At 66.5% G+C, this 25,671-nt stretch carries 29 protein-coding genes; 11 read left to right on the forward strand and 18 right to left on the reverse strand.

Translation table 11 applies throughout. From position 1 onward, the window contains the following. Positions 1 to 21 precede the first annotated feature (21 nt). Together ACM9HJ_RS02110 and ACM9HJ_RS02115 are read left to right on the forward strand one after the other, a co-directional pair. Entirely contained in the window at positions 22 to 1,209 is a 1,188-nt protein-coding gene (locus ACM9HJ_RS02110; RefSeq protein ID WP_416570019.1) for an aspartate aminotransferase family protein, read from the forward strand. Positions 1,210 to 1,289: 80 nt separating this feature from the next. Beyond that, positions 1,290 to 2,405 carry an alpha-hydroxy acid oxidase gene (locus ACM9HJ_RS02115; RefSeq protein ID WP_416570020.1) on the forward strand — a complete coding sequence of 372 codons (1,116 nt, stop codon included), beginning with the start codon at positions 1,290 to 1,292 and terminating at the stop codon, positions 2,403 to 2,405. Here the strand turns inward: ACM9HJ_RS02115 and ACM9HJ_RS02120 are convergent. The 5 genes from ACM9HJ_RS02120 to ACM9HJ_RS02140 all read right to left on the reverse strand — a co-directional run bounded on the left by ACM9HJ_RS02120 (position 2,377) and on the right by ACM9HJ_RS02140 (position 6,083). Continuing rightward, complete coding sequence (locus ACM9HJ_RS02120) at positions 2,377 to 3,120, reverse strand: SDR family NAD(P)-dependent oxidoreductase (RefSeq protein WP_416570021.1); 744 nt, start codon at positions 3,118 to 3,120, stop codon at positions 2,377 to 2,379. The genes ACM9HJ_RS02115 and ACM9HJ_RS02120 overlap by 29 nt on opposite strands. A gap of 326 nt (positions 3,121 to 3,446) precedes the next feature. Continuing rightward, positions 3,447 to 4,121, reverse strand: coding sequence for a MotE family protein (locus ACM9HJ_RS02125; protein ID WP_416570022.1), 675 nt, complete (start codon positions 4,119 to 4,121; stop codon positions 3,447 to 3,449). Continuing rightward, positions 4,111 to 4,554 (reverse strand): DUF6468 domain-containing protein, encoded by a 444-nt coding sequence (locus ACM9HJ_RS02130; protein ID WP_416570023.1) that lies wholly within the window; start codon positions 4,552 to 4,554, stop codon positions 4,111 to 4,113. The genes ACM9HJ_RS02125 and ACM9HJ_RS02130 overlap by 11 nt, the downstream gene beginning before the upstream one ends. Beyond that, the gene (fliM, locus tag ACM9HJ_RS02135; protein ID WP_416570024.1) at positions 4,535 to 5,584 is read right to left on the reverse strand and encodes a flagellar motor switch protein FliM; all 1,050 of its coding nucleotides are present in this window, start codon (positions 5,582 to 5,584) and stop codon (positions 4,535 to 4,537) included. Before fliM ends, ACM9HJ_RS02130 begins: the two co-directional genes overlap by 20 nt. A 13-nt stretch (positions 5,585 to 5,597) precedes the next feature. Then, positions 5,598 to 6,083: a flagellar basal body-associated FliL family protein gene (locus tag ACM9HJ_RS02140; RefSeq protein ID WP_416570025.1), complete on the reverse strand. Its 486-nt coding sequence runs from the start codon at positions 6,081 to 6,083 to the stop codon at positions 5,598 to 5,600. A gap of 231 nt (positions 6,084 to 6,314) precedes the next feature. Here ACM9HJ_RS02140 and fliF point away from each other — a divergent pair, with 231 nt between their 5' ends. The 8 genes from fliF (at position 6,315) to ACM9HJ_RS02180 (ending at position 13,238) form a co-directional block, all read left to right on the forward strand. Further along, a complete protein-coding gene (gene fliF, locus ACM9HJ_RS02145; RefSeq protein ID WP_416570026.1) occupies positions 6,315 to 7,955 on the forward strand; it encodes a flagellar basal-body MS-ring/collar protein FliF in 1,641 nt (546 codons plus the stop codon). Next, positions 7,952 to 8,629, forward strand: a complete 678-nt coding sequence (locus ACM9HJ_RS02150; RefSeq protein WP_416570027.1) for a hypothetical protein — start codon at positions 7,952 to 7,954, stop codon at positions 8,627 to 8,629. The genes fliF and ACM9HJ_RS02150 overlap by 4 nt, the downstream gene beginning before the upstream one ends. A gap of 43 nt (positions 8,630 to 8,672) precedes the next feature. After that, positions 8,673 to 9,002: a flagellar motor switch protein FliN gene (gene fliN, locus ACM9HJ_RS02155; RefSeq protein WP_416570028.1), complete on the forward strand. Its 330-nt coding sequence runs from the start codon at positions 8,673 to 8,675 to the stop codon at positions 9,000 to 9,002. Positions 9,003 to 9,034: 32 nt separating this feature from the next. Next, complete coding sequence (gene fliP / locus ACM9HJ_RS02160) at positions 9,035 to 9,805, forward strand: flagellar type III secretion system pore protein FliP (RefSeq protein ID WP_416570029.1); 771 nt, start codon at positions 9,035 to 9,037, stop codon at positions 9,803 to 9,805. Beyond that, positions 9,802 to 10,110 carry an EscU/YscU/HrcU family type III secretion system export apparatus switch protein gene (locus ACM9HJ_RS02165; protein WP_416570030.1) on the forward strand — a complete coding sequence of 103 codons (309 nt, stop codon included), beginning with the start codon at positions 9,802 to 9,804 and terminating at the stop codon, positions 10,108 to 10,110. The genes fliP and ACM9HJ_RS02165 overlap by 4 nt, the downstream gene beginning before the upstream one ends. A 29-nt stretch (positions 10,111 to 10,139) precedes the next feature. Beyond that, a complete protein-coding gene (locus tag ACM9HJ_RS02170; protein ID WP_416570031.1) occupies positions 10,140 to 11,162 on the forward strand; it encodes a flagellar motor switch protein FliG in 1,023 nt (340 codons plus the stop codon). Between the two features lie 211 nt (positions 11,163 to 11,373). Further along, a complete protein-coding gene (locus ACM9HJ_RS02175; RefSeq protein ID WP_416570032.1) occupies positions 11,374 to 12,876 on the forward strand; it encodes a hypothetical protein in 1,503 nt (500 codons plus the stop codon). 125 nt (positions 12,877 to 13,001) lie between these two features. Continuing rightward, on the forward strand, positions 13,002 to 13,238 hold the full coding sequence (locus ACM9HJ_RS02180) for a hypothetical protein (RefSeq protein ID WP_416570033.1): 237 nt from the start codon (positions 13,002 to 13,004) through the stop codon (positions 13,236 to 13,238). A 70-nt stretch (positions 13,239 to 13,308) separates the two neighbouring features. On the opposite strand, the gene ACM9HJ_RS02185 is transcribed toward ACM9HJ_RS02180, so the two are convergent. The 8 genes from ACM9HJ_RS02185 to ACM9HJ_RS02220 form a co-directional block, all read right to left on the reverse strand. Continuing rightward, positions 13,309 to 14,388 carry an EscU/YscU/HrcU family type III secretion system export apparatus switch protein gene (locus ACM9HJ_RS02185; protein ID WP_416570034.1) on the reverse strand — a complete coding sequence of 360 codons (1,080 nt, stop codon included), beginning with the start codon at positions 14,386 to 14,388 and terminating at the stop codon, positions 13,309 to 13,311. Between the two features lies 1 nt (position 14,389). Beyond that, on the reverse strand, positions 14,390 to 15,157 hold the full coding sequence (locus tag ACM9HJ_RS02190; RefSeq protein WP_416570035.1) for a flagellar biosynthetic protein FliR: 768 nt from the start codon (positions 15,155 to 15,157) through the stop codon (positions 14,390 to 14,392). Next, positions 15,154 to 17,220 (reverse strand): flagellar biosynthesis protein FlhA, encoded by a 2,067-nt coding sequence (flhA, locus tag ACM9HJ_RS02195; protein ID WP_416570036.1) that lies wholly within the window; start codon positions 17,218 to 17,220, stop codon positions 15,154 to 15,156. The genes ACM9HJ_RS02190 and flhA overlap by 4 nt, the downstream gene beginning before the upstream one ends. A gap of 236 nt (positions 17,221 to 17,456) precedes the next feature. Further along, positions 17,457 to 18,071, reverse strand: coding sequence for a hypothetical protein (locus ACM9HJ_RS02200; protein ID WP_416570037.1), 615 nt, complete (start codon positions 18,069 to 18,071; stop codon positions 17,457 to 17,459). Next, positions 18,068 to 18,337 carry a flagellar biosynthesis protein FliQ gene (gene fliQ, locus ACM9HJ_RS02205; protein WP_416570038.1) on the reverse strand — a complete coding sequence of 90 codons (270 nt, stop codon included), beginning with the start codon at positions 18,335 to 18,337 and terminating at the stop codon, positions 18,068 to 18,070. The genes ACM9HJ_RS02200 and fliQ overlap by 4 nt, the downstream gene beginning before the upstream one ends. A gap of 172 nt (positions 18,338 to 18,509) precedes the next feature. After that, positions 18,510 to 18,830, reverse strand: a complete 321-nt coding sequence (locus ACM9HJ_RS02210; protein WP_416570039.1) for a flagellar hook-basal body complex protein FliE — start codon at positions 18,828 to 18,830, stop codon at positions 18,510 to 18,512. 82 nt (positions 18,831 to 18,912) lie between these two features. Then, a complete protein-coding gene (flgC, locus tag ACM9HJ_RS02215) occupies positions 18,913 to 19,332 on the reverse strand; it encodes a flagellar basal body rod protein FlgC (protein ID WP_416570040.1) in 420 nt (139 codons plus the stop codon). A 14-nt stretch (positions 19,333 to 19,346) separates the two neighbouring features. Next, the gene (locus ACM9HJ_RS02220; RefSeq protein WP_416570041.1) at positions 19,347 to 19,742 is read right to left on the reverse strand and encodes a flagellar basal body protein; all 396 of its coding nucleotides are present in this window, start codon (positions 19,740 to 19,742) and stop codon (positions 19,347 to 19,349) included. 175 nt (positions 19,743 to 19,917) lie between these two features. Between ACM9HJ_RS02220 and fliI the strand changes: the two genes are divergently transcribed. Beyond that, the gene (gene fliI / locus ACM9HJ_RS02225; RefSeq protein ID WP_416570042.1) at positions 19,918 to 21,309 is read left to right on the forward strand and encodes a flagellar protein export ATPase FliI; all 1,392 of its coding nucleotides are present in this window, start codon (positions 19,918 to 19,920) and stop codon (positions 21,307 to 21,309) included. A 242-nt stretch (positions 21,310 to 21,551) separates the two neighbouring features. Here fliI and ACM9HJ_RS02230 read toward each other — a convergent pair whose 3' ends face one another. The 5 genes from ACM9HJ_RS02230 to ACM9HJ_RS02250 all read right to left on the reverse strand — a co-directional run bounded on the left by ACM9HJ_RS02230 (position 21,552) and on the right by ACM9HJ_RS02250 (position 25,408). Next, positions 21,552 to 23,057: a DUF1217 domain-containing protein gene (locus ACM9HJ_RS02230; RefSeq protein WP_416570043.1), complete on the reverse strand. Its 1,506-nt coding sequence runs from the start codon at positions 23,055 to 23,057 to the stop codon at positions 21,552 to 21,554. Beyond that, on the reverse strand, positions 23,054 to 23,389 hold the full coding sequence (locus tag ACM9HJ_RS02235) for a hypothetical protein (RefSeq protein WP_416570044.1): 336 nt from the start codon (positions 23,387 to 23,389) through the stop codon (positions 23,054 to 23,056). The genes ACM9HJ_RS02230 and ACM9HJ_RS02235 overlap by 4 nt, the downstream gene beginning before the upstream one ends. Positions 23,390 to 23,455: 66 nt before the next feature. After that, positions 23,456 to 23,896, reverse strand: a complete 441-nt coding sequence (locus ACM9HJ_RS02240; RefSeq protein ID WP_416570045.1) for a flagellar biosynthesis repressor FlbT — start codon at positions 23,894 to 23,896, stop codon at positions 23,456 to 23,458. 15 nt (positions 23,897 to 23,911) lie between these two features. Then, the gene (flaF, locus tag ACM9HJ_RS02245; RefSeq protein ID WP_416570046.1) at positions 23,912 to 24,265 is read right to left on the reverse strand and encodes a flagellar biosynthesis regulator FlaF; all 354 of its coding nucleotides are present in this window, start codon (positions 24,263 to 24,265) and stop codon (positions 23,912 to 23,914) included. A gap of 291 nt (positions 24,266 to 24,556) precedes the next feature. Continuing rightward, entirely contained in the window at positions 24,557 to 25,408 is an 852-nt protein-coding gene (locus tag ACM9HJ_RS02250) for a flagellin (RefSeq protein WP_416570047.1), read from the reverse strand. Positions 25,409 to 25,671 lie beyond the last annotated feature (263 nt).

Raw genomic sequence — 25,671 nt, forward strand, 5'->3', positions numbered from 1 at the left:
CCATCCCACCCGGAGCCGACAATGATCACCGACAGCGCCCTGATGAACACCTATGCCCGCCAGGATGTGGCCTTCACGGGTGGTGAAGGCGCCTGGCTGGTGGATGAGCGCGGGGAGCGATATCTGGATTTCTCGTCGGGCATCGGGGTCACCAGTCTGGGCCATGGCCATCCGGCGGTGGTCGGGGCGCTGATGGAACAGGCGGGCCGCCTCTGGCACTGTTCCAACAATGTCCGCATTCCGTTGCAGGAACTGGCGGCCCGCCGGCTGGTCGATCACTCCTTCGCCGAGAAAGTGTTCTTCTGCAATTCCGGCGGGGAGGCGATGGAAGCCGCCCTGAAGCTGGCCCGCTATACCCAGAAGAAGCTGGGAAATCCGGATCGCTGGCGCACCATCGTGTTCGAAGGCGCCTTCCATGGCCGTACCCTGGCCACGGTGACGGCGGGCGGTCAGCCCAAATATACCGGTGGGTTCGAACCGCTGGTCGATGGGTTCGACCGGGCGCGCTTCAACGATCTTGCATCGGTGGAGGCGCTGATCGGCCCGCAGACCGCCGCCATCATGCTGGAGCCGATCATGGGTGAAGGCGGGGTGCGGGTGGCCGAACCCGCCTTCATGCAGGGGCTGCGGGGCTTGTGCGACCGGCACGGGCTACTGCTGATCCTGGACGAGGTGCAGACGGGCATCGGCCGCACCGGCCGGCTGTTCGCCCATGAGGGACAGTTCGCCGGCACCGGCATGCGGCCTGACATCGTCGCCACGGCCAAGGGGCTGGGGGCGGGCTTTCCCGTCGGCGCCTGTCTGGCGGTGGGGCCGGCCGCCACCGCCTTCACCCCCGGTGTGCATGGCACCACCTTCGGCGGCAATCCGCTGGCCATGGCGGTCGCGGGGGCGGTGCTGGATCAGGTGCTGGCGCCCGGTTTCCTGACGCGGGTGCAGGAGGTGGGGGAACTGCTGGAACGTCGCCTGCGCAACTTGCAGGCGGCCTTTCCGGCGCTGATCCAGGAGGTGCGGGGGCGTGGCCTGATGCGCGGCCTGCGCCTGATCGTGCCGCCGCCCGATCTGGTGCGTGCCGCCCTGGCGCAGCGCCTGCTGCTGGTCGGGGCCGGTGATAATACCGTCCGCCTGCTGCCGCCCCTGATCATCGGGGAAGCGGAGGTGGAGCTGGCGGTGGAGAAGCTGTTCCAGGCATTGCGCACCCTGACCTGACCGTTGCGTCAAATCAGTTCGCAAGCGGTGCGACCCTGCTAGAATGCCGGCGGTCCAACCTGCTGCACGGCTTTGACGAGATGAGCGATCCCCTGCCCCCCCTGGCCGCCATTCCACCGGATGTGGCGGCCCTGGCCGATTACGAGCCGCTGGCCAGGGAACGGATGACACCGTCCGCCTGGGCCTATTTTTCGGGCGGGGCCGGGGATGAATGGACCTTGGGGGAGAATGTCGCCGCCTTCGCCCGCCACCGCCTTCGCCCGCGTGTGCTGCGTGACCTGAAGGGCGGCGGCACCGGCATCACCCTGTTCGGTGCCGATCTGGCAGCCCCCATCCTGCTGGCGCCCGTGGCCTTTCAGAAGCTGTTGAATCCGGATGGGGAACTAGCCACGGTGATGGCGGCGGGTGCCTTGGACACCGCCATGGTGGTCAGCACCCAGGCCAGCGTGCGGATCGAGGATATCGCCGCCCATGCCAGCGCACCCCTGTGGTTCCAGCTCTATATCCAGCCCGACCGTGCCTTCACCGCCGATCTGGTCCGCCGGGCGGAGGCGGCAGGGTACAAGGCGCTGGTGGTGACGGTGGACGCACCCGTGAACGGCTTGCGCAACCGGGAACAGCGGGCGGGCTTCGCCCTGCCGCCGGGCATCGGCCCGGTCAATCTGGCCGGCATGCAGCCGCCCCCGCCGAGCCCGCGCGGTGCCCTGCTGTTCGGCACGCCGCTGCTGGATTTGGCGCCGACCTGGGCGGACTTGGCTTGGTTGCGCGGGCTGACGCGCCTGCCCATCATCCTGAAGGGCATCACCGACCCCGACGATGCAAGCCGCACCGTGGAGGCCGGCATGGATGGGCTGATCGTGTCCAACCATGGCGGGCGCACGCTGGACGGGGTGCCGGCCGGCATCGACCTGCTGCCGCCCATTGCGACGGCGGTGGATGGGGCCATCCCGGTGCTGATGGATGGCGGCATCCGGCGGGGGACCGACGTGCTGCGCGCCCTGGCGCTGGGGGCGAAGGCGGTGCTGATTGGAAGGCCCTATATCTTCGCCCTGGCGGCGGCGGGGGCGCCCGGTGTGGCCCATGTCATCCGCATCCTGCGGGCGGAACTGGAACTGGCCATGGCGCTGACCGGATGCCGGGATATCGCGTCGATCGACCGGTCGGTGCTTAATCCTCCTGACGGCGTGGCACGATAGTCAGCTGCTGCACGATGGTGTGGTCGGGCTGGGTCAGCAGGTAGCGCACGCCGGCGGCGATATCGTCGGCCTGCAGCATCCGGCCCTGCCGGACCTGTTCGCGCTGTTCGGCGTCCGTCAGTTCGCCTTCATGCAAGTCGGCGCTGGTCCGGCCGGGTTCCACCAGCGATACCCTGATGCCCTTGGGTCCCAGTTCCTTGGTCAGCGCCTCGGAAAAGCCAGCGATACCCGCCTTCATGCCGGCATAGATGGTGGAACCGGGCGCCAGGGAATGGGCGCTGGTCGATCCGATCAGAACGATATGCCCCGCCTTGCCCATATGTTTCCAGGCGGCATGGCAACTGGTGACGCAGGCGGTGAAATTGATGGCGATGGCATAGTGCAGCTCATCCGCCGTCACCTCCGTCAGGCCGCCCACGGGGACCGCGGCATTAATGATGGCGATGTCCATCCCGCCCAGATATTCGGCGGCTTTGGCGAAGAATTTTGCGGGATTGCTGGCGCCGGCCAGATCGATGGTCATGCCATCGCCGGTCCCCACCTGCCGCACCGCCTGCAGCGCATCGTCCAGATGCGCCTGCGTGCGGCCGCAGATGAACACCGTGGCCCCCTCTCCGGCCAGCCGCAGGGCGATGGCCCGGCCGATGCCGGTGGTGCCGCCGGTGATGGCGGCGCGGCGGCCGGCCAGGATGGGGGTTTGGTTGTGAGCAATCATCACGGGCTCCATGCTCTCCGTGAAGAGAACACGGGCGCGTCGCAATCGGTTCCGCATGTCCCATTGGCGGACCCCGTTGCAGGTACCCCGCATAAGCCCGGCACCGATGGTGCGGAATGGTGTCACCTGCCCGACCCTTTCCCACCCCTGCAGGAACCGGCCCATGCAAACCAAGCCCGACGATAACCCCGTCCGGGGACGCCGCCGCACGGTCATGACCGTTATGGCCCTGCTGGCCATGATGGCATCGGGGGGTGCTGCCTATATCATCTGGTCGCCGACATTGGGGGGCAGTGGCGTTGACGGTGCCGTCCAAGTAATGCCCCTTACCGCGCCTTGACCGGCCGGTCGGCGGGCAGGACGCGGCGCAATGCCAATGTCCGCGTCAGCTGGTTGACCTTCGCAGCCTCCATTTCCGCCAGGATGGGGGCGGAGCGGCGTTCCTGCATCAGGTCCAGCAGGTCGACCAGGATTTCCACATCCGTCTCGTTCAGCAGACGGGCGGCGTCCTTGGGCTTCATGCTTTCATAGATGGCGACCAGCCGTTGCAGGTCGGCCTTGGCCATGGCGGCGCGGCGGTCCAGCAGGGTGGACACATCCTGGCGCGCCTGATCCAGCCGGGCCAGCTGTTCGCCGGCCTTCTTCTCCGCCGCCGCCAGCATCTGTGCCCGCAGGTCCAGTTCCGTCTGCCGGTCGACCAGCGATTGCCGTTCCGCCGCCAGCAGGTCGGCCAGGGCCGGGTCGCAGCGGGCGGGGGGCGGTGCGTCGGTGGCCGCCGCCGGCTTGGTGGCCAGCAGGTCGGTGTAACCCTGGGCCAGGGGTGCGGCGGCGGGTGGCGGTGCCGGTTCGGCGCTGGCCACCTCCGCCGCAGCACCATTGACGCGGGCCACCATGGCGGCGGCATAGAGCGGGACGGCCAGGGCCGCGACGGCGGCGGCGGTGGGCAGCAGGCGCGGACGGCCTGTCAGCAGCTTTGCCAGTTTGGCTTTGTCAAAGGCCACGGATGGTCTCCCTGAACAGGCGCATGGCGGCACGTTCCACCGGGCCGGCCTGGGTTCTTTGTGTGGGTGCGGGCGGGGCCGGTGGTGGCGAGGCCACCTCCTCCCGCACCAGCGGCCCCAGCCGTTCCAAAGCCTGGCTGGCCGCCGCACAGGTGCGGTCGATCTCCACGCGCAGGCTTTCCGCTTCGTCCATCGTCCGGCCCAAATCGCCGGCCAGGTTCTGGGCCGCCTGGCGCAGGCTGGTGACGGAGCGTTCCGCCCCATCCACCGCGTCCGAACAGGCGCGAAGCAGGCCGCGCAGTTCCGCCTGTGCACCGCGCATCGCCGCCACGCGGCCATGCAGGCGGGCCAGCATGAACAGGGTGCCGGCGAACAGCACCGCCAGGGTCAGGTTGACCAGCGGCGCCAAAGCCTCAACGCTGGGTAAGGCCATGGATCACCTCGTCCTGGCCGCCCAGGTCGGTTTCGATGCGGATGGCAATGCGGCCATTGCGCTGGCCCATCTCCCCCTGGAACATCGCCACATGCCCGCAACTGAGCGTGGCGCGCGCATCGGTGCGGGCATCCAGGGTCAGCTGCGTGCCGGGCTTCCAGTTCAGGATATCGGCCAGATTGACCGTCGCCTGCCCCAGCACGGCGGAAAGATCGACATTGGTCCGGCGCAGCTCGCTCTTCAGGTGGTTTTCCCACATGCTGTCGCGGCCGAACTTCTCCCCCATGAACTGCTGCAGCAGGACATTGCGCACCGGTTCCAGGGCTGCATAGGGGATCAGCAGGCTTATGGAGCCCGTGCGCCCGTCCAGCTGGGCGTTGAATGTCACCTGCACGGCGGCATTGTTGGACCGGGCGATGGTGGCGAACAGCGGATTGGTCTCGATCCGTTCCGCCAGGAAGCGCACCTCCGTCAGCGGTGCGAAGGCGGAGCCCAGATCGCGCAGCACCATCTTGATCACGCGTTCGGCCAGCGCGCGTTCGATTACCGTATAGGGGCGGCCATCGATGGGGGCCGGCTCGCTGCGCCGTCCGCCCAGCAGGATGTCGACGATGGAATAGATCAGCTCGCTATCCACGGTCAGCAACAAGGTACTGTCCCATTCCTCCGCCTTGACCACGGTGATCAACGAGGGCAGCGGGATGGAGGACAGGAAATCACCGAAGCGCACGGCGGCCGGGGCCACCCCCGTCACCTCGACATTGCCCGAGGTGAGGTTGCGAAAGCTGGAACTCATCATCCGCACCAGCCGGTCGAAGATCACGTCCAGCATGGGCAGCCGGTCGTAATTCACGAAGCTGGAATTGACGATCTGGTCGATGACGCTGCGCGGAGCCGTGCCGTTGGTCTCCTCGAACTGCATCAGCCGGTCGATTTCCGACTGGTTCAGCATCTTGTCGCCTTCACCGGCCAGCATGTTCTCCCAGGCGGAATGGACATCCTCGTCCTCGCCCATGGTCGGATCGCTCATCGCCCAAACCTCCCTATTGCAGGATCAGGGTGCGCAGCAGCACCGCGTCGACCGGCACCGGGCCGGCGATGGTGCGCACGCGGCGCAGCAGTTCGGCCCGAAGCGTTTCCACGCCCAGGCGGCCCTCCAGGTCGTTCTCGTCCAGGGCGCGCAGATATTGCTGCATCTCATCCACCAGCAGCGGTTCCAGTTCCGCCAGCTTCTGCCGCTGATCGGGGACGGTGCGCAGGGTGACGCCGATCTTCATCAGCTTCACCGTCGCGGTGGACCGCAGATTGACCGTCAGTTCCGGCAGCACGACGAAACGGTCGGCCGATGCGGCGGCAGCGGCGGCGGCTGCCACTTCATCCACAGCATCCTGCGTCTGCATGCGCCCGGCGATCAGGCCGGCGCCAAGGCCGATGATGAATACGCCCGCGATAATATAGAGATGCTTGCGGGTATTCGGCCCCGGTGGCGGCAAGCGCTTCTCCAGCCGGTCAAATGTACTGTCAGTCATTCTTGACCCCACCAAAGATCATTACCCGAAATCGGGTGCATTTTATTCGGATTTTTCAGATCTCCACCTGTCGCCGTTTTTACGCCCGTTAAAAGAGCCTCGGCTAAGGTGGCGATCAGTCCACGGGTTGAAACATACCGGGGCTGGTTTCCAGAAACGTTAAAGAGCCGAGGCACCAGGGTGGCGAACCTCCTTCAGAACCTGATGGCACTTGGACCGCGGCGTCTGGTGATGCTGGGCGCGATCGCGGTGGCGGTGCTGGCATCGGTGGGCATCATCGCCTACTCCGTTTCACGGCCCAGCCTGGGCATACTCTATGCCGGGCTGGACGATGCGGAGGCCGGGCGCATTCTGGCCCAGTTGCAGACCATGGACGTCCCGCACGAGGTGGACGGTGCCGGCGGCGCCATCCGCGTGCCGGTGGATGCCATCCCCCGCATCCGCATGCAGCTGGCCCAGCAGGGCCTGCCCAGTGCCGGCGGCGTGGGGTATGAGCTGTTCGACAGCCAGGGGGCGCTTGGCCTCACCTCCTTCATGCAGAAGGTGAACAAGCTGCGGGCGACGGAGGGTGAGCTGGCGCGCACCATCCAGACGCTGAACGGCGTGAAATCGGCGCGCGTCCATCTGTCCGTGCCCGACAGTGACAGTTTCCAGCCCAATGCCACGGCACCGGCGGCCTCTGTCGTCGTCCGCTCCGTCGCCGCCGGCCTGGACCGGTCGCAGGCGCTGGCCGTGCGCCATCTGGTGGCCGCCGCCGTGCCCGGCATGCGACCGGGTGCGGTCACGGTGATGGATGCCAATGGCGTCGTCCTGGCGGCGGAGGGTGAGGCCGCCGACGGTCTGGCCCTGCTGCGGGCCGAGGAACTGCGCGCCGCGGCCGAACAAAGGCTGGCCCGCGCCGTGGAGGAAATCCTGGTGCCCAAGTTCGGACCCGGCAATGTCCGGGTACGGGTGGCGGCGGAGATCGATCTGGGGCGGGAGACGCTGCGCGAGCAGGTGTTCGATCCCAATGGCCGTGTCGAACGCTCGGTCCAGAACGTCGCCGAACGCGAAAGCGCTCAGGACCGGCAGACGGAGACCCCGACCACGGTGGAACAGAACCTGCCGCTGGAGGATGTCAACCAGGGGGCCGCCACCGGATCGCGCAGCGAGACGGCGCGCGACGAGGAGACCACCAATTACGAGATCAGCAGCCGCCAGCGCGAGCGGGTGCAGGATGCCGGCGATATCCGCCGCCTGGCCGTGGCCGTCGTGGTCAACGGCACCTACGCCACCGCCGCCGATGGCACCAGCAGCTATCAGCCGCGCAGTGCCGAAGAGTTGCGGCAGGTGGAAAATGTGGTGCGCACCGCCATCGGTTTTTCCCAGACGCGCGGCGATCAAGTGACGGTGGAGAATTTGCAGTTCCTGGCCGAACCGGCTTCGGGCGGCGGGGCACCGATCATGGTGGCCGATGGCGGCTTCGGCCGGGGCTGGCTGCCCTGGGCGGTGGCGGCGATCGCCGTCACCCTGCTGGCCGCCCTCGCCCTGCGTCCGCTGCTGGGCCGGACCATCACCGGTCTCAATCCGGAACCGGCTTTGGCCGGTGCGGCCGGCACCGCCGGCCCGCAACTGGCCGCCGACCTTGCCACGACGGATGCACCGCAGCTGGGCCATGACGCCACGCCGGGCACCGGCATCGCCACGTCCAGCGCCGGGGACGGCGAGGACGAGGATGAGCAGGACATGGATTTCGACGAGCTGATCGACCTGCGCTCCGTCGAAGGCGGGGTCAGCGCGTCCGCCCTGCGGCGGCTGGCCGCCATGGTCGACACCCATCCCGAAGACAGCATCAACGTGCTGCGCAGCTGGATCTATGAGGCCAACCCGTGACCATGCGCCCCTTCCTGTTCGACACGCATTTCCCCGGCGACAATGTCCTGGACGAACCGCCGATGGCCCCGGAACCCGTCTTTCAGACGGGCGGCTTCACGGAGGAGGATCTGGCCGCCGTCCGCGACCGTGCCTACAAGCAGGGCATGGATTTGGGTGAACGCGACGGGTTCGAACGCGGCCAGCAGGCCGCCCGCCAGTCGGCCGAGGCCCAGCATGCCCAGGCCCTTACATCCATCGACGCGTCGATCCGCACGGCCCTGGCCGAGCTGTCGGGTTTCCACCGGCGGCTGGAACATGACGCGGTGCGCGTGGTGACCGCGCTTGTTGCCCGGCTGGCCCCGCCTTTGCTGAATGCCGCCGCCGATGCGGAGCTGGATTTGCTGGTGCGCGATATCCTGCGCGCCGCCATCGGCCGCCCCCGGCTGGAAATCCGGCTTGCGCCCGCGTCGCTGGACCCTGTCCGGGCGGAGATCGAGGCGATGGCGGCCGAAGCCGGGTTCCGGGGTGAGGTGCATCTGACGGCCGACGCCGCCCTGCCCGTCGGGGCCGCCATCGCCGACTGGGGCACCGGCGGGGCCGAACATGACCCCCGCGCCCTGGAACGCGCCCTGGGCGATGCCATCGCCATCGCCGTCAGCCGCCTGACATTGGGCAGCCGAAACAAGGGCTGATCCCCTTCCCCCTCCATCCTCTCTGACCCCAAGGAACCGATCCATGGCAAATCCGCAGGCCACCTTCCCCGGCGCCAGCGCCGCCCCCGCCGAGGATGAACCCGTCGCCGTGCAGGACCGGGACGAGTTGAAGGCGATCTTCAACGTTCCCGTCAATGTCCAGGTCGTCCTGGGCTGCACCACCATGCCGGTCAGCCAGCTGCTGAAGCTGGGACGCGGTGCCGTGGTTGAACTGGACCGCAAGGTGGGCGAGGCGGTCGATGTCTATGTCAATGACCGGCTGATCGCGCGGGGCGAGGTGGTGATCGTCGACAAGGGTCACCTGGGCGTGACCATGACCGAGATCGTCAAAAGCGAACTGGGATTGATCTGAGCTTGGCCCCCCGTTCAGAAGGACGGCGTTCCATGCCGCGTCTCATTCTTCCCCTGCTGCTTCTCGCGATGCTGCTGATCGGCAGCCCCGCCCTGGCGCAGTCGATCACGTTGGATGCCGGGGCCGGGGGTTCCTCCTTCTCCGGCCGGCTGGTGCAGGTGATGGCGCTGGTCACGGTGCTGTCGGTGGCGCCGGGCCTGCTGGTCATGGTCACCAGCTTCACCCGCATCGTCGTGGTCCTGTCGCTGCTGCGCTCGGCACTGGGCCTGCAGCAGACGCCGCCCAACATGGTGCTGGTGGGGCTGGGCCTGCTGCTGACCGCCTATATTATGGGCCCGACCATGGACAAGGCGTGGGTGGAGGGCGTGCAGCCGCTGGTCGATGGCCAGATCACCGAGGAACAGGCCCTGGAACGCACCGTGGAGCCGTTCCGCGCCTTCATGAAGGCGCATGTGCGGCCCAAGGATCTGGCGGCCTTCCAGTCGCTCGCCGGCGTCGCCGGCACCCCGCCGGGCCAGACGGTGGCGGAGGTCCAGGCCGCCAATGCCGAACCCGGCCTGCGCACCCTGATCGCCGCCTTCGTGATTTCGGAGCTGCGACGGGCGTTCGAGATCGGCTTCATGCTGTTCCTGCCCTTCCTGGTGGTCGACATGATCGTGGCCGCCGTGCTGATGGCCATGGGCATGATGATGCTGCCGCCAGTGGTTATCTCCCTGCCGTTCAAGATCATCTTCTTCGTGCTGGTCGATGGCTGGCTGCTGGTCGCGCAAAGCCTGATCCGGTCCTACGGGGGCACGGGATGAACGACCAGCCCCGCCACCCCGATCCGAAGGCCCGCGCCGCTGCCCTGAATTATCGCCGGGGTGACGATGCCCTGCCCCGCGTCACGGCCAGCGGGCGTGGGGCGGTGGCGGAGCGCATCGTGGCGCTGGCCTTCGCGCATGGTGTGCCCGTGCGCGAGGATAGCGACCTGGCAGGATTGCTGGCCACCGTGGAACCCGGCACCGACATCCCGCTGGAGGCGATGATGGCCGTGGCCGAGGTGCTGAGCCACCTGTACCGCCTGAACAACCGGCTGGGCGGCGATGCCCCCCAGCCCGCCCCCTGACGACCGATACCCCTTCGCGGAGAATCCCGATGCTGAAAGTGCGCACCGACCATAAGAGCCTGAACGGCCTGGAAAAGGCCGCCTGCATCCTGCTGGCCCTGGGGGAGGAGCGCGGGTCGCGCCTGATGGAGCGGCTGGAGGATGACGAGATCCGCGAGGTCAGCTACGCCATGGCCGGGCTGGGCACCATTTCCGGCAAGGTGGTGGAACGGCTGATCCGCGATTTCACGGAGCGCTTCGCCGGCACGGGCGAGCTGGCCGGCACGTTCGACACCACCGAACGCTTCCTGTCCAAGTTCATGACCGGCGACAGGGTGTCGGAGATCATGGCCGACATCCGTGGCCCCGCCGGCCGCACCATGTGGGAGAAAATGAGCAATGTCAGCGAGCAGGTGCTGGCGACATATCTGCGCAACGAGCATCCGCAGACCATCGCCGTCGTCCTGACCAAGATCCGCGCCGATCATGCCGCCCGTGTGCTGGGCCTGCTGCCGCAGAATCTGGTGCAGATGGTGGTGTCGCGCATCATCAAGATGGAAGCCGTGCCCCGCGACGTGCTGGAGGATGTGGAAAAGACCCTGCGCAGCGAGTTCATGGCCAATTACGTCCGCACGCTGGGCCATGACAGCCACGCAATCATGGCGGAAATCCTGAACCGTACCGACAAGTCGCTGTTCGACACGATCATGGAGCCGCTGGAACGCCGCATGCCGGAAAGCGCGCAGCGCATCAAGCAGCTGATGTTCACCTTCGAGGATTTGACCCGGATGGAACCGCAGGCGCTGCAGGCCCTGATCCGCAATTGCGACACCAATGTCCTGGCGCTGGCCCTGAAGGGCCTGGACGACCAGATGCAGATGCATTTCCTGACCAACATGTCCGAACGCGCCGGCAACCTGATCCGCGACGAGATCGAGTTGATGGGCGCGGTGCGCGCCGGCGATGTGGAAGAGGCGCGCCTGTCCATCCTGCGCACCGCCAAGCAGCTGGCGGAGGAAGGGGAGATTTTGATCTCCAACCGCGGCGATGGGGCGAACGCGCTGGTTTATTGAGGGGCGGCTTCCGCGCGGAACTGCTCTGCACCTTCGCTGCCATTCTCACTACCGTCACCCCGGCGATGGCCGGGGCCCAAGTGACAAGCGCTTCGCTCTACGATTTGGGCCCCGGCCTTCGCCGGGGTGACGGTGGAAGACGCGGAGGCCGGGCAGCTCAACCCTCTCGGGATTGTCGCTTAAATCGACAGCATTCCAGGAACCGACCATCATGGCGACGGACAGGTATGGCGGCCCCGCCGCGATCGGTGCGGTGAAGGCGGCGGGTGCCGCAGCGCAGGCCGGTGCGGCCGGGCTGGCGGCGTCCTTGCGCTCGCCCACCATGCCGATGCAGGCCGGTATCCTGTCGCGTCCGCCCGACCTGCTGGCGGGCACTGCAACCCATGTGACGGGCACCCTGGGCGCCCCGACGCCGGAAGGCGACCTGCCGCTGGCCACCAGCGCCGGTCCTGTCCTGCTGCGTCCCGTACCGGGGGCCTGGCCGGCCGATCTGGCGCCGGGCAGCAGCGTTTCCATCACCATCGGCCCGGGCGCGCGGGCCAGCAATGTCCAGGCCCTGGCCACCCCGGAGCGTGCACCGTCCGTCGCCACCGGCACCCGCCCGCCCGTGGGTGGGGCGGAGGTGGCATTGCGCGGGCTGCTGGCGGCCGGAACCGATGCGACCGTGCAGACGACCAACGCCCCCCGCCCCGTCATCTCCACCAGCAGTGCGGTGGCCGCCACCGTGGCCACGAATGCCCAACCTCAGGCAGCCACCACACCGTCCACCAACCCACAGTTGCTGGCCAGCGCCGGGTCCATGCAGCCGCCCCGGCCCGGTCCCGCCATCGCGGCGGCCCCCATCCAGGAGCCCGGCCCCGGCATCGCCGCCGCACAGCGCGCCCAGGCCGTTCCCGACATTGCCAAGGGTGCCCGCGCCGGCACCCAGGATTTACAGCAGCAGGCGGCTCTGGCGCAGCAGGGCGACACCCTGTCGGCCAAGCAGGCAGGGGTGGCACCGCTGGCCGAGCTGCCCCTGCCCGACCTGCTGTCCCCCTTGCCCCAGGATGCGGCGGCAACGCAGCCCGATCTGGTGCTGGCCCAGGCGCTGGCCCATCCCGGCATGGTGGCGCGCATGGCGGCCTTCCTGCCGCGTGGCGACCGGCTGGGGGGGGCCGCGCTTATGCTCTACCTGTTCGGGGCGCGCAATGGCGGGGTGCGGGCCTGGCTGGGGGAGGAGCAGATGCGCCACCTGACGCGCAGCGAGGCGGCGGCCCTGGCGGAGATCGAGGAGGGCATGGTGCCGGTTAAGCGCATGGCATCCGACGGGTCGGTCTGGACGACGCTGCTGGTGCCGTTTCTGGAAGGCGACAGGCCATCGGTGATGCTGCTGGCCACCAATCCCGGCCTCTCCCTGCCGCCCGATCCGGACTCGGGGCCTGAAGGACAGGAGGGGGAAGAGGTGACGGCCACCGCCTTCACCCTGGGCATGGACCTGAGTGCCCTGGGACCGGTGCAGTTGAGGGGTCTATCCCTACCCGATAGGGTAATGCTGGACCTGTCGATCGCCCTGCTGCCTCCCCCGGCGCTGCGCGACTTTTTCGAGCATGTGGTCGATAAGGCATTGGCCGGATTGGAGGTGCGGTCCAGTCTGCGTCTGCATTGGGGACGCGGGCCTTTCATGGCGGAATTGATGCCGGATGGAGCGCGTGTGACATGCGAACGTAACGCGTGATCTTTAACGCTGGTTTAACCTCGTTCGTATCAATTTTTAGGAAAATTCCTGCCTGGCTTTGCCTTATGGACAGGAATTCCGAATAGAGCACAGCCGATTTGGTACTGTACGAACGGAGGAACCGAATGCTCGTCGCCGCGTCGCTGGAAACCGAACTTCACCGTCTTTTGGACATGGCCGCCCAGCTCAGTGACGAGCGCGGGCTGGCCCGCCTGCATCAGCTTCTGACCTGTCTGGCGGAGGGTGCCTCCATCGCCAGCTTCAACCTGGATGTGCCCGACGGGCTGGGCCATGTGCCGGCCCTGCAGCGCACCTTGATGACCCAGAGCCTGCTGACGGTCACGGCGGAAGGGCGCTGCTGAGATTTCTGCCCTCCCACCGCTTCGCGGCAGGTCCCTCCCTCCCCCATCAGGAGGGAGAGCAGTGTTTTGGTCAAACCACCGTGTTCTGCGCCTTCAGGTTCAGGACATAGGCGATCAGTTCCGCCACCATGACATAGTGCTCGGGCTGCACTTCCTCACCGATCTCCAGACCGGCGTGCAACGTGCGGGCCAGGGGCGGGTTTTCCACGATGGGCACGTCGTGATCGGTGGCGACCTTGCGGATGCGCAGCGCCACCAGATCCATGCCCTTGGCCACGCAGACGGGTGCGGGCGCCTTGGACAGGTCGTAGCGCAGGGCGACGGCGAAGTGGGTCGGGTTGGTGATGACCACCGTGGCGCCGGGCAGTTCGGCGAACATGCGGTTGCGGGCCCGGTCGCGGCGCAGCTGCTTGATCTTGGCCTTCAGGTGCGGATCGCCTTCCGACTGGCGGAATTCCTCCTTCAGTTCCTGCATGCTCATCCGCTGCTGCCGGCGCCAGGAGAAACGCTGCCACAGCAGGTCCAGCACGGCGATGATGATCACCGCCACCAGCACCCCCAGCAGCAAATCCACCGTCGTGTCGATCAGCAGCAGCGGCAGCACGCCCGCATCGGTTAGCACCATGGCCTCGGCCTGATCGATGGTCGGCGTCACCACCAGGACGAAGGCCAGGGTGACGGCCGCGACCTTGCCCAGGCCCTTCAGGAACTCCACCAGATTGCGCAGGGACAGTAGCCGCTTCAGCCCGGCGAAGGGTGACAGGCGGTTCAGCTTGGGCTGGATGCGCTCGCCCGACACCACGATGCTTCCCTGCCCCAGCGCGCCCAGGAAGCCGGCGGCTAGCAGCAGCAACGCCGCCGGCAGCAGGATCAACCCCACCCCGCCCGCAAGCTTCGCCATCAGGTGGAAGGCGTCGGCCGGGCTGGACAGCATGATGTCGCCGGGGTTTTCCACGAGCGGCAGGAACTCCCCCGCCAGCCCCTCCGCCATGCCGGGGCCCAGGCCGCCGGCCATGATCAGGGCGGCCAGGATGGCCAGGGCCGCCCCCACCTCGCGGCTGGTCGGCACATCGCCGCGCCGCCTTGCCTCGTCCAGTTTTCGCTGGGTGGGTTCTTCGGTTTTCTGGTTGTCGTCGCCCTGATCGGCCATCTCACCCGCCGAAACGAAGCAGCCAGCCGCCGAACCCGTCCAGAAAGCCGGTCAGGATGGCGGCGATGGTGGCGGACAGGATGAACAGGCCGCCCAGGATGGAGATGGGCAGGCCGATGAAGAACACCGCGAATTGCGGCATGGCGCGGTTGATCAGGCCCAGCCCGACATTATAGACGAAGCCCAGCACCAGGAACGGCCCGGCGAACTGTGCGGCCATGCGGAAGGACAGCGTCACCGCGTCCGACGTCATCCGCGCCAGCAGCCCCATATCGGGGATTTTCGCGGCCGGCATCAGGCGGTAGCTGTCGACCAGCGCGCGGATGATCACATGATGCATGTCGGTGACGAAGATCAGCACCAGCCCGCCCAGCATCAGGTAGGAGCCGGCCACCGACCCGCCCTCGAACCCCGTGCCGGGCAGGGCGAAGATGTTGGACAGGCCGATGGATTGGGAAATCACCTGCCCCGCCATCTGCAAACACGCGAACAGGATGCGGGCGCAGACACCCAGCACGGCCCCGGCGATCAATTCCCCGAACACATGGCGCAGCAGGTCGGACACGGCATCGGGGGCCGCCGTCGGCAGGTCCGGCACGATGGCGGCCAGGGCCAGCGACAGGCCCAAGGCGGCGGCCAGCCGCGTCTGCATGGGCACCGCCATCTCTCCGAAGCCGGGCAGCATCGACAGCGCCGCGCCTGTCCGGACCAGCACCAGCAGCATTCCGTACAGTTCGGCACTCAGCAATTGGGCGAGCGGCAGATTCATATCTGGTCGATGGTGGTGACGGGGGCCTTGCGGTGCAGCTCGGTATGGCAGATCACGGGCGTGGACGGGCTGACCCGTTCCAGCAGCGAGCGCACGAAGGGACGGGCGGCGGGGGTGACCAGCACGGCCGGCCAGTAATCCGAGGTCGCGTGCGCCTGGATGCGGGTGCGGGCGGCCAACAGGAAATCCTGCACGGTCGACGGCGGCATGACGAATTGCCGGTCCTCGCCCTGCTCGATGATATTATCCAGGAAGGCCTGCTCCCATTCCGGGCTGACCACGATGACGGGGATGGACCCGTCGGGCGTGGCCAAAGCCTGACAGATCTGGAGCGCCAGGCGGGAGCGGACATGCTCCGTCATCAAGGTGACGTTGCGGGTCCAGGCCGCGGCCTCCGAGATGCCTTCCAGGATCAAAGGCAGGTTGCGGATGGAGACGCGTTCGGCCAGCAATGCCTGGAGCACGCGCTGCACCACCGACAGGCTGACCTGTCCGGGGATCAGGTCGGCGACCAGCTTCTGATGCTCGCGGTCCAACTCGTCCAGCAGGCGCTTGGTGGCGGCATAGCCCAGCAGGGTGGGCATATGCTCCTTGATGATCTCGGCCAGATGGGTGGTGATGACGCTGTCGGGATCGACGACGGTGAAGCCCTTCAACTCGGCTTCCTCGGCCTGCACCGGTTCGATCCAGCGCGCTGGAAGCCCAAAGGTCGGCTCACGCGTGTCGGTGCCGGGGATGTCGATGCCCTGGTTGCGCGGGTCGATGGCCAGCATCTTGCGCACCTGTACCTCACCCTTGGCGATCATTACGCCCTGGATGGAAATCTCATAGCTGTTCATCGCCACCGACGCGCTGTCGCGCAGGCGGACCGAGGGCAAGAGGAAGCCGAATTCGGTGGCGAAACGCTTGCGCAGGCGGCGCACCTTGGCCGACAGGCCCATGGCCGGGTCCAGGATCAACGGCACCAGACCGCCGCCCAGCTCCACGCGGATATCATCGACGCGCAGCATGTCGGCCACCGGCTCCTCCGCGGTGGGGGCCTTGGCGGCCAGCAGCTCGTCATGGCGCTTCTGCTCGGCCACGCGGGCGGCGTTGCGCGGCAGATACCAGGCCAGCCCGCCCGACGCGGCGGCCAGGATGAAGAAGGGCAAAAACGGCAGGCCGGGCGTGACGCCCAGCAGCAGCAGCAGGCCGCCGGCCACGCCCAACGCCTTGGGATAGCCGCCCAACTGGTTCAGCAGCGCCTGATCGATGGACCCCTGGTTGCCGCCCTTGGACACCAGCAGGCCGGCGGCCAGCGAGACGATGAGGGCGGGAATCTGCGTCACCAGACCGTCGCCGATGGTCAGCACCGTGTAGTTATGGGCGGCGTCGGCGAAGTTCATATCGTGCTGGGCCACGCCGATGATCAGCCCGCCCAGGATATTGATGGCGGTGATCACCAAGCCGGCGACGGCATCGCCGCGCACGAACTTGGACGCACCGTCCATGGCACCGAAGAACTGGCTTTCCTGTTCCAGTTCCGACCGGCGGCGGCGCGCCTCGGTCTCGTCGATCAGGCCCGACGACAGGTCGGCGTCGATGGCCATCTGCTTGCCGGGCATGGCGTCGAGCGCGAAACGGGCCCCGACCTCGGCGATGCGGCTGGCACCCTTGGTGATGACGATGAAATTCACCAGCATCAGGATGCAGAACACGATCAGGCCGATGACGAAATTGCCGCCCATGACGAAATCGGCGAAGCCCATGATGACATGGCCCGCCGCATCGGTGCCCGTGTGCCCGCCCGACAGGATCAGGCGGGTCGACGCCAGGTTCAGCGCCAGCCGCAGCATGGTGGCGACCAGCAGCACGGTGGGGAAGCTGGAGAAATCCAGCGGCTTGTTGATCCACAGCGCCACCATCAGGATCAGCACGCTGATCGCCATGGACAGGGCCAAGCCCATATCCAGCATCCAGGTGGGGACGGGCAGGATCAGGACCGTCAGTATGAAGACCAGCCCCAGCGCGAAGAACACGTCACGATGGCGCAGGCCTTCGGGCAGGGCGGTGGCGGCAGACATGAGGCTAGGGATCTCCGGGATATGTCAGGCCAGATTAGGCAGGTGCGGGTAAAACTGGGGTTCAAGAGCGGGCTCACGGTAACCCCCGCTCTTGAACCCCAACCTTGAGCGTGCTTCCGGGTAACCGGAAACACGCTCAAGGTTTTAAGTTCCTCAGGCGCCGGCGCCGCATCCGCGGCTTGGCTTATGCGCCACGAGGCGCGCGGCGGCAGTCGCCGCCGGAGCGGTAAACCGCTCTAGCCCATGCGGGGCGGCAGGGCCCAGGGTTCGCTGTTGGCGGTGCCCCGGCGCGGCGGGCGGGGCGGCATATCGGCCAGATCGTTGCGGCGCAGCAGTACCAGCCGCAGGTTCGCCGCCACCCGGTCGAAATAGGCGTTGCCCTTGTCGGGCGTGCGCGAATGGTAATGCTTCACCGACCGCGTCCAGTTGCGCAGGTCGCCGTGAAACTCCTTCAGCATGCCGGCGGCATAGGCGACATTGGCTTGCGCGTCGAAGGCCGTCTCCAGATCGGGGAAGGCCTTGGGATGCCAATGCAGATTGATCTGCATGCAGCCGACATCGATGGAGCGCACACCCTTCCTGCGCAGGCTTTTCACATGGGCCAGGGCCGACGCCTTGTCGGGGAAATAGCGCCCCTGACCCTCGGCATTCACCGTCCAGGGCCAGACGGTGAGGCGGCCTTCCACCTCGCGGCCTGCTTCCGTGACGCCGATGGCGATCAGCAGGCGGCCGGGCATGCGCATTTCCTTCTCCGCCCCCCTTATCGCGGCCAGGCAGGCGGTGCTGTTGGCATCCGTTGCCAGGGCCGGTGCGGCGCTGAACAGTGCCAGGAGCAGGGCCAGCCCTTTCATGGCGGCACGCCGCCGATGCGGGTGACGATCTCCGCCCAGAAGGTCGACAGCACATGGAACATGAAGGGCAGGGCCAGGACGACCGTGACCATGATGGCCACGATCTTGGGCACAAAGGAGAGCGTCGCCTCCTGCACTTGGGTCAGGGCCTGCATCAGGGAAATGCCGAAGCCGACGACCAGGGCCACGACCAGGGGCGGGGTCGCCGCCCAGATCACGGTCCAGATGCCGCTGCGCAGCAGGTCGAGGATTTCGGCTTGGGTCATGGTGGGTTCCCGTTGGGGGGCTTGGGCTTCGCGTTCTCTCTACCGTCACCCCGGCGAAGGCCGGGGCCCAGATGACAAGCGCATTGCTCTACGACTTGGGCCCCGGCCTTCGCCGGGGTGACGGTAGAGAGTGTGGAGACCCTCACAGCCCTCCGGACTTGAAAGTGGCTGCTCAGATCGGCATGCGCATGATGTCGAGATAGGCGTTCACCAGCTTGTCGCGTACGGCGCTGACGGCCTGGACGGTCAGTTCGGCCGACATGGTGGCCTGCACCACTTCCTGCGCGGTGGCCTTCCCCTGCAGGCCGGATGCTGCCACCTGCTCGCCATTGCGCATGGTGGCGATGGCGTCCTTGACGGCCTTGCCCACGATCTCCGGGAAGGAACCGCGCGCCGGGGCGGCGGTCTGCATGATGTCGGCGGGACCGGTGATGCCGGGCAGCTTGCCGGCGGCATAGGCGCCGGTAACGCCGGAAAGGGGAACGACCTGCATGATGGGGGCTCCTGTCGCCTTGTGGGGCTCTCAAGTTGGTCGTGGAGGCTTCGTGAAAATCGTGGGCACCATTTCTCTACCGTCACCCCCGCAGCATGTCGATGGTGCGGCCCAGCATGGAGCGGGCCTGCTGTATCACATTCAGGTTGGCGTCGTAGGACCGGCCGGCCTCGCGCATGTCCATGGCCTCGACCAGGCTGTTGACATTGGGCAGCTTGACATAGCCGTCCGCGTCCGCTGCCGGGTGGCCGGGATCATATTCCAGGCGGAAATCGCCCATGTCATGGCCGATGCGCTTGACCTCCACCGTGTCGGCCTTCAGGACCCGGTCCAGTTCGGTGGAGAAGACCAGCGTCTTGCGGCGATAGGGATCGCCGCCGGCCACTTCCGAGGTGGAATTGGCGTTGGCCATGTTCTCCGCCACCACGCGCAGGCGCGTCGTCTGGGCCTTCATGCCGGAAGCGGCGATGCCGAAGGAAGCGGCGAGATTATCGGTTGCCATTGTGATGCTCCCCTTTAACGGCCGATAAAAGCATAGCGCAGCATGCCGACATTCTTCTGGAACAGGTTGGCGGCCAAGTCGTATTGCTGGCGCACCTCGGCGGTCTTCATCATCTGTTCCTCCAGCACCACGCCATTGCCGTCGGGTGCGGTCTCGTAGACATCGACGCGGCGATCCTCACGGAAGACAGCCGCCTGATGCAGGGGTTCCAGATGGGCTGCATTGGTGCGGGCCTGCTGCACGCCGGCGCCCTGCAGGGCCTGGGCGAAGCTGAAGGGCTTCAGGTCGCGGGCCTTCACGCCCGGCGTGTCGGCATTGGCGATGTTTTCCGCCAGCACCTTGTGCCGGGCCGACAGATAGTCCATGCGATGGCTGGCCAGGTTGAACAGGCCGATGGAGGTCAAATCCATCTCAGCGATACTCCCAACAGGGGCTGGCAACGGGGCCGGATATGGGGGCATGCTTCCATGCGCGACTTAAAGCAGCGTTTAAGCGCCCGCCCGTCCCCGCCGGCTTTTAACCGGCTTTAATCGCGGCCTTCCAAGGATGGGGACCAGCCAAACCCTGCATCGGGATCCCTGCGCCATGACCATCCTGGCCGGCCTTCTGGCCGATATCCAACAATTGCCCGGCCCCCGTTTCCATGGCCAGGTTGTCACCTGTTCGGGCCTGTCCATGGAGGTGGAGGGGGTGGAACGTCGCCTGTCCGTGGGCGATGGCTGCAAGGCGATGACCCGCGATGGTCGTCCCGTGCCGTGCGAGGTGGTAGGGTTCCGTCAGGGTCGCGCCGTGCTGCTGCCATTCGCGTCGATGGAGGGGATCGGGCTGGGGTCGAAGGTGGAAGCCGGGGCGGCCACGGGCATGGTCCGGCCCGATGATCGCTGGTTGGGCCGGGTCATCAATGCCTTTGGCAAGCCCATCGACGGCAAGGGCCATCTGGGACTGGGCGATGCCAACCGGTCACTGCGCGCCAATCCGCCGCCGGCATTCGAGCGGCGGCGCATGGGCGCGCGGCTGGAGACGGGCATCCGCGTCATCGACGCCTTCACGCCTCTGTGCCGGGGCCAGCGCCTGGGCATCTTCGCCGGGTCCGGTGTGGGCAAATCCACCCTGCTGGCCATGCTGGCCCGGTCCAGTGCGGCCGATGTCAATGTCATCGGCCTGATCGGCGAGCGCGGGCGCGAGGTGCAGGAATTCATCCAGGATGATCTGGGACCGGAAGGACTGGCGCGCAGCGTGGTCATCGTGGCCACGGGCGACGAGCCGGCGCTGGCGCGGCGTCAGGCGGCGTACCTGACCCTGAGCGTCGCCGAGCATTTTCGCGATGCCGGACGCGACGTGCTGTGCATGATGGACAGCGTCACCCGCTTCGCCATGGCCCAGCGCGAGATCGGCCTGTCGGCCGGTGAGCCGCCGACCACCAAGGGCTATCCGCCCAGCACCTTTGCCGAACTGCCTCGCCTGCTGGAACGCGCCGGGCCGGGGGCGGAGGGGACGGGCGACATTACCGGCGTGTTCACGGTGCTGGTCGATGGCGGCGACCATGACGAGCCGCTGGCCGATGCCGTGCGCGGCATCCTGGACGGCCATATCGTCATGGACCGCAAGATCGCCGAACGCGGCCGCTATCCGGCCATTGATGTGCTGAAAAGCGTGTCGCGCGCCCTGCCGGGGTGCCTTTCGCCCGAGGAGAACGCCACCGTTGCCGGGGCGCGGGGGTTGCTGTCGCGGTACGAGGCGATGGAGGAGATGATCCGCCTGGGCGCCTATCGCGTTGGCAGCGATGTCGAGGTGGATCAGGCGATCAAGGCCCAGCCGTCCTTGCAGGAATTCATGCGCCAGAAGAAGGGTGAGGCGACGGAAGCGGCGCAGGGTTTCGCGGTGCTGGAAGCGATCCAGGCGGACCTGACACCGCCGCCCCCTCCCCCGCCGGAACCGCCGAAGAAGCCGGGGGCGGCGGTGAAGAGAAGGGGGTGAGGGGGGAATTCCCTTAATCCCTTTCTTGCCCCTAACGCAAAAGTTTGGACTGTAAGGGTTTCCTCAATATCCACCGTCACCCCGGCGAAGGCCGGGGCCCAAGTGACAAGCGCTTCGCTCTACGACCTGGGCCCCGGCCTCCGCCGGGGTGACGGTAGAGAGAGCGGCAACGATGGTGCCCAACACTCTCGCGGGGGAAGCAGGGATATGAGGTTTCAGGTAGGAGCTTTACCGCCCTCCCCTCACCACCGCCGCGTGGTCGCCAGCGCCATCAACGTCGACGCATCGATCGTCGTCCGCCCGCCGCCGGACAGCAGCTGTACGGCGGGGTTGGAGGCGGCGGCACTGGGGTTATTGCCGTTCACGTCATACATCATCATGAAGCGTTCAACGAGTTTCCCCGCTTCGGCCGGGTCCTTCAGCTTCTTGATGTCGAAGCGGCTTTGCAGGATGTCCACTTGCCGGTCCAGGTCGATCTGGGCGGCCTGGTCGGGCAGGCCCAGGGCCGTGCGGGCGAATTCTGCCAGCGCCTTGTCGGCCAGTACCTGGTACCAGCTGGTGATGCCCGCCGACTTGCGCTCGAAATACAGGCCCAGGCGCAGCGCCTCGTTGGCGTTGCCGGCCGATACCTCGAAGCTCTGCGTCTCATAGCGCTTCACGACATCATTGACGAATGCCGGGCTGCCGCGCCGCTTGGCGCCGGTATTGGCGGTGCTGAAGGCCAGGGCCAGGTTCTTCTCCCGCTCCCCGGCCGTGGCGGCGAAGCTTTTGGCATCGGCGGGATCGCTGGCCAGGACCTTGCGCAGATAGTTGGTGTCGCCGGCCTTGTCCTCCAGGTCGAACGCCTTCAGGACAGTGTTCAGCAGGCTGCGGTCGGCCAGCAGGTCGCTGCCCACCTCCAGCCCCGGCAGCTTCTGTTCCAGGGACAGCAGGGTCCGCTTGACCTCATACCGCGCGGCCACAGCGGCCTTATCGCGGGCATAGGTGCTTTCCATCATTTCCCACTGGATCTTGGAACGCACCGAACTGCCGCGCGGATTACCGTTATAGTCCCAGACATCCAGGAAATTGTTGCGGAACACCACCTGGGTGGGCGCCAGCTTCATTTCCGCGAACGGGATGGTGTTTTCCAGCTGCTCGGCCTGGCTTTTGGCATCGGCGGGGCCGATGGGTTTGGACAGGCCATAGACGGTGCGCACCACGTCGGCCATGTCCGGATCATCCATCACCGCCGCCCAGCTGGTCTTGGTCGGCAGCTTGCGGGAGAAGTCCAGCATCATGGAAAGCGCTTGGTTGCGCTGGCCGATCTCCTGCTCGAACAGGGCGGTGACATAGCGGTCGCCGATCTGGTCGGCGAAGGAGGTGCCGGTCTTGGCGCTGTTCGGGCCGAAATTGAAGGCGCCGGCCAACTCGCGAAACCGCTGGTCGCCCATGCGGTTGGCGACCGATGCCGTATCCGACAGGTCGCTTTCCAGCACCTTGCGCACCAGCGCCTGGGAATTGATCTGATCCTCCAGCCCGAAGGCCCGCATCACATAGGTATAGGCGCGGCGGTCGGACATCAGCTCATCCACCGACCCAATCTGCGGCAGCCTGGACCGGGCATAGGCGGTGTCGGCGCTGTTGACGGGATCGGCCATCATCATGGCCTTCTGCCGTTCCTCCGTGCGCGACAGCAGCCGCCATTGCAGCAGGGAGGAACCGAAGCCACCCGTCACGGTGCTGGCGCCGAAGCCGATGATGCTCATAGCTCCACCTCCCGGCGTTCCGGCCCGACCTCGCCGGCCTCGTCATCGGGCGGGACATAGCCGGCGGGGATGCGTAGCAGCACGTCACCGGTGCTTGTATCCAGCACCTCGGTGAACAGGCGCTGCGTCTCCGGGTCCAGCAGCACGCGATAGGGCCGGAAAGCCGGCGAAGGCTCCACCGGCGGCTTCACGGCCACCGGTGGAACCTTCACATTCTTGTCCGCCTCGCGGTCGGCCGCCCGGTCCATGGGTGCCACCGGTTCCGCCAGGCGGCGGCGCGCGGCGGCACTTTCCGAGGAGGAAACCGCCTCGACCTGCTTTCGATCACTCATGCCCCCTCCTCCCGCGGCCACCTTGCCGCGTTACGTCGGCCTTGCACCCCTCAAATCATGGAGCGCCTACGCACCAGCCGCCCTTTCTGGCAGCGGTTCGGCCGTACCCACCGCCCCGACGGGCGGCAGCAATATCGCCTCGTAACTGATCACCGGCCGCAATGCGGCCAGCGCCTTGTAATAATCCCCCTCGCGCACATGCCGGTCGGCATCGCCCAGGTGATAGGTCATTGCCGGATCCAGGATCGCCGTATGCAACTGCGCGATCAGCGCGTCATAGAGCAGCTTCTGGCGGGCCGCGTTCGGGGGGTCCAGCAGCATGGCCTGCACGGCGTAATAGGTGCGCTTGACCGGCGTCGTCGCTTCCTCCGGCTGGAGGATGGAGCGGCCGGTCATCACCTGCGCGTGGTTGGCCACGGTCACGGTATTGCGATGGCGGCCATTTTCAATGACCACGCCATTGACGATGAACTTCTCGAATGGTTTCAGCTTCAGCTTCAGACCCATGGAACACCTTCCAGATCAACTGGCGGGAGCGGCAGCCAGTCCCTGCATGACGGTACGGTTGACATCGACAAGGGGGCCGAGCGGCCGGTCGGTGGACAAAGCCTGGCCCGAATAGCGATCAACCCAGAGACCCAGCGAGATCAACCCGGCCTTCAACGGGTCCGGCAGCAGGTTGCCCGGGTCCGCCACATCGGCCACCAGGGTCATCCAGAGCCGTCGGTTGCGGTCGATGGCGCGGATGCGCGCCAGGGCGTCGTTGCTGCGGGTCGCGGTCTCCAGGTCCATCGTGACCTGCTGAAAGACCTTGCGTTCCAATTGTCGGGGGCTGGCCGTGTCCATAACGGACTGGCGATAGGCTGCGACGCTCATTGACAATTGTCCCCTTGAAGAAAAGCGAGGAACATAGAGTATCAGTGGGCGATTAAACGGCGGTGAAATACAAAATACCGTGCAAATATAGATATAAATAAAGGGGGTCGACCGTAAGGCCGACCCCCGATAATCACTGGGCCGTTATTATACAGAGCCCGATAATTTGACTTATCGGGCTCTGTACGGCGGCGACCGCCGCCGCGCCGCACGTGCGGCGTAAGCCAAGCCAACGGATGTTGGCGCCGGCGCCTGAGGCCCGGTGATCGGTCACGATCACCGGGAACAGGATTAACGGAACAGCGACAGGATGTTCTGCGGCGCCTGGTTGGCGATCGACAGAGCCTGGATGCCCAGCTGCTGCTGGACCTGCAGGGCCTGCAGACGGGCAGACTCTTCGTTCAGGTTGGCATCGACCAGGGTGCCGATACCTTCGTTCAGGCTGTCCACCAGCTTGCTGGTGAAATCGGCCTGGAGTTCCAGACGCTTGCCGACGTTACCGAACTCGGCGGCGGCGCTGATGACCGTATCCATGTGGGCTTCCAGCGCCAGCAGCTGCGTCTGGGCGACGGCGGCGTTGGCGGAACCGTCGGCACCGGCGGTGATGGCGGCGGACAGGCCGGCGACGAAGGTCTGGACCGCCGTCATGTCCTGGCCGTCGATCGTGTCGGTCACGGCCGTGATGGCGGCACCGGCGCGATTGATCGACACCGTCAAGGTACGGGTGTTGGCGTTATCCAGCAGGTTCTCACCATTGTAGCTGGCGCTGTCGATGGTGTTCTGGATGTTGCTGGCAAGGCTGGTCAGCTCGTCGCCGATCTTGGCGTGATCGACCGAAGCCGACGTGGCCAGGGCCAGCTGGTTCTTCACTTCGCTGAGCAGCTTCTGGATGTTTTCGGAGCCGACGCGGGCGGTCTGCACGGTGGCGGCGTTGATGGCGATGTTCTCGTTCAGCGCCTTCAGAGCCGACACGTCGGACTTCATGACGGTGGAGATGGCCCAGTAGGACGAATTGTCCTTGGCGGTGCCCACCTTCATGCCGGTGGAAATGCGATCCTGAACCGTCTGCAAGTCCTTGCTGGTCTTGTTCAGGGTCTGCAGCGCAACCATCGCGCCGACATTCGTCAGAATAGAAGCAGCCATGATCATTCTCCTTCGTGGATGGATTTGGATCTAGCGCCTTCTGACGCAGCCGCTGCCGGGGTTGAGGGACATCTGTGGTCCAAGCCCGGGAGCTGTCTCGACTGTGGCAGCGGGAGATTAAATCCGCTTAAAAAGCGGTGCTGTTACAAGGGTATACATCTTTAGGGTGGGGTGAACTCATACTGTTCCCTACCCTGCTTTCATCCTCGCGCAGTTTTGGGCTGTGAGGGTCTCCGCACTCTCTACCGTCACCCCGGCCTTCG

It is taken from the genome of Niveispirillum sp. KHB5.9, from assembly GCF_048066115.1.
Classification (GTDB): Bacteria; Pseudomonadota; Alphaproteobacteria; order Azospirillales; family Azospirillaceae; genus Niveispirillum.

Coding starts and splice junctions, on each gene's coding strand:
- ACM9HJ_RS02110 (WP_416570019.1), top strand. CDS start 22: ATGATCACCGACAGCGCCCTGATGAACACCTATGCCCGCCAGGATGTG.
- ACM9HJ_RS02115 (WP_416570020.1), top strand. CDS start 1,290: ATGAGCGATCCCCTGCCCCCCCTGGCCGCCATTCCACCGGATGTGGCG.
- ACM9HJ_RS02120 (WP_416570021.1), bottom strand. CDS start 3,120: ATGATTGCTCACAACCAAACCCCCATCCTGGCCGGCCGCCGCGCCGCC.
- ACM9HJ_RS02130 (WP_416570023.1), bottom strand. CDS start 4,554: ATGGCCTTACCCAGCGTTGAGGCTTTGGCGCCGCTGGTCAACCTGACC.
- fliM (WP_416570024.1), bottom strand. CDS start 5,584: ATGAGCGATCCGACCATGGGCGAGGACGAGGATGTCCATTCCGCCTGG.
- ACM9HJ_RS02140 (WP_416570025.1), bottom strand. CDS start 6,083: ATGACTGACAGTACATTTGACCGGCTGGAGAAGCGCTTGCCGCCACCG.
- fliF (WP_416570026.1), top strand. CDS start 6,315: ATGCTGGGCGCGATCGCGGTGGCGGTGCTGGCATCGGTGGGCATCATC.
- fliN (WP_416570028.1), top strand. CDS start 8,673: ATGGCAAATCCGCAGGCCACCTTCCCCGGCGCCAGCGCCGCCCCCGCC.
- fliP (WP_416570029.1), top strand. CDS start 9,035: ATGCCGCGTCTCATTCTTCCCCTGCTGCTTCTCGCGATGCTGCTGATC.
- ACM9HJ_RS02165 (WP_416570030.1), top strand. CDS start 9,802: ATGAACGACCAGCCCCGCCACCCCGATCCGAAGGCCCGCGCCGCTGCC.
- ACM9HJ_RS02170 (WP_416570031.1), top strand. CDS start 10,140: ATGCTGAAAGTGCGCACCGACCATAAGAGCCTGAACGGCCTGGAAAAG.
- ACM9HJ_RS02175 (WP_416570032.1), top strand. CDS start 11,374: ATGGCGACGGACAGGTATGGCGGCCCCGCCGCGATCGGTGCGGTGAAG.
- ACM9HJ_RS02180 (WP_416570033.1), top strand. CDS start 13,002: ATGCTCGTCGCCGCGTCGCTGGAAACCGAACTTCACCGTCTTTTGGAC.
- ACM9HJ_RS02185 (WP_416570034.1), bottom strand. CDS start 14,388: ATGGCCGATCAGGGCGACGACAACCAGAAAACCGAAGAACCCACCCAG.
- ACM9HJ_RS02190 (WP_416570035.1), bottom strand. CDS start 15,157: ATGAATCTGCCGCTCGCCCAATTGCTGAGTGCCGAACTGTACGGAATG.
- flhA (WP_416570036.1), bottom strand. CDS start 17,220: ATGTCTGCCGCCACCGCCCTGCCCGAAGGCCTGCGCCATCGTGACGTG.
- ACM9HJ_RS02200 (WP_416570037.1), bottom strand. CDS start 18,071: ATGAAAGGGCTGGCCCTGCTCCTGGCACTGTTCAGCGCCGCACCGGCC.
- fliQ (WP_416570038.1), bottom strand. CDS start 18,337: ATGACCCAAGCCGAAATCCTCGACCTGCTGCGCAGCGGCATCTGGACC.
- ACM9HJ_RS02210 (WP_416570039.1), bottom strand. CDS start 18,830: ATGCAGGTCGTTCCCCTTTCCGGCGTTACCGGCGCCTATGCCGCCGGC.
- flgC (WP_416570040.1), bottom strand. CDS start 19,332: ATGGCAACCGATAATCTCGCCGCTTCCTTCGGCATCGCCGCTTCCGGC.
- ACM9HJ_RS02220 (WP_416570041.1), bottom strand. CDS start 19,742: ATGGATTTGACCTCCATCGGCCTGTTCAACCTGGCCAGCCATCGCATG.
- fliI (WP_416570042.1), top strand. CDS start 19,918: ATGACCATCCTGGCCGGCCTTCTGGCCGATATCCAACAATTGCCCGGC.
- ACM9HJ_RS02230 (WP_416570043.1), bottom strand. CDS start 23,057: ATGAGCATCATCGGCTTCGGCGCCAGCACCGTGACGGGTGGCTTCGGT.
- ACM9HJ_RS02235 (WP_416570044.1), bottom strand. CDS start 23,389: ATGAGTGATCGAAAGCAGGTCGAGGCGGTTTCCTCCTCGGAAAGTGCC.
- ACM9HJ_RS02240 (WP_416570045.1), bottom strand. CDS start 23,896: ATGGGTCTGAAGCTGAAGCTGAAACCATTCGAGAAGTTCATCGTCAAT.
- flaF (WP_416570046.1), bottom strand. CDS start 24,265: ATGAGCGTCGCAGCCTATCGCCAGTCCGTTATGGACACGGCCAGCCCC.
- ACM9HJ_RS02250 (WP_416570047.1), bottom strand. CDS start 25,408: ATGGCTGCTTCTATTCTGACGAATGTCGGCGCGATGGTTGCGCTGCAG.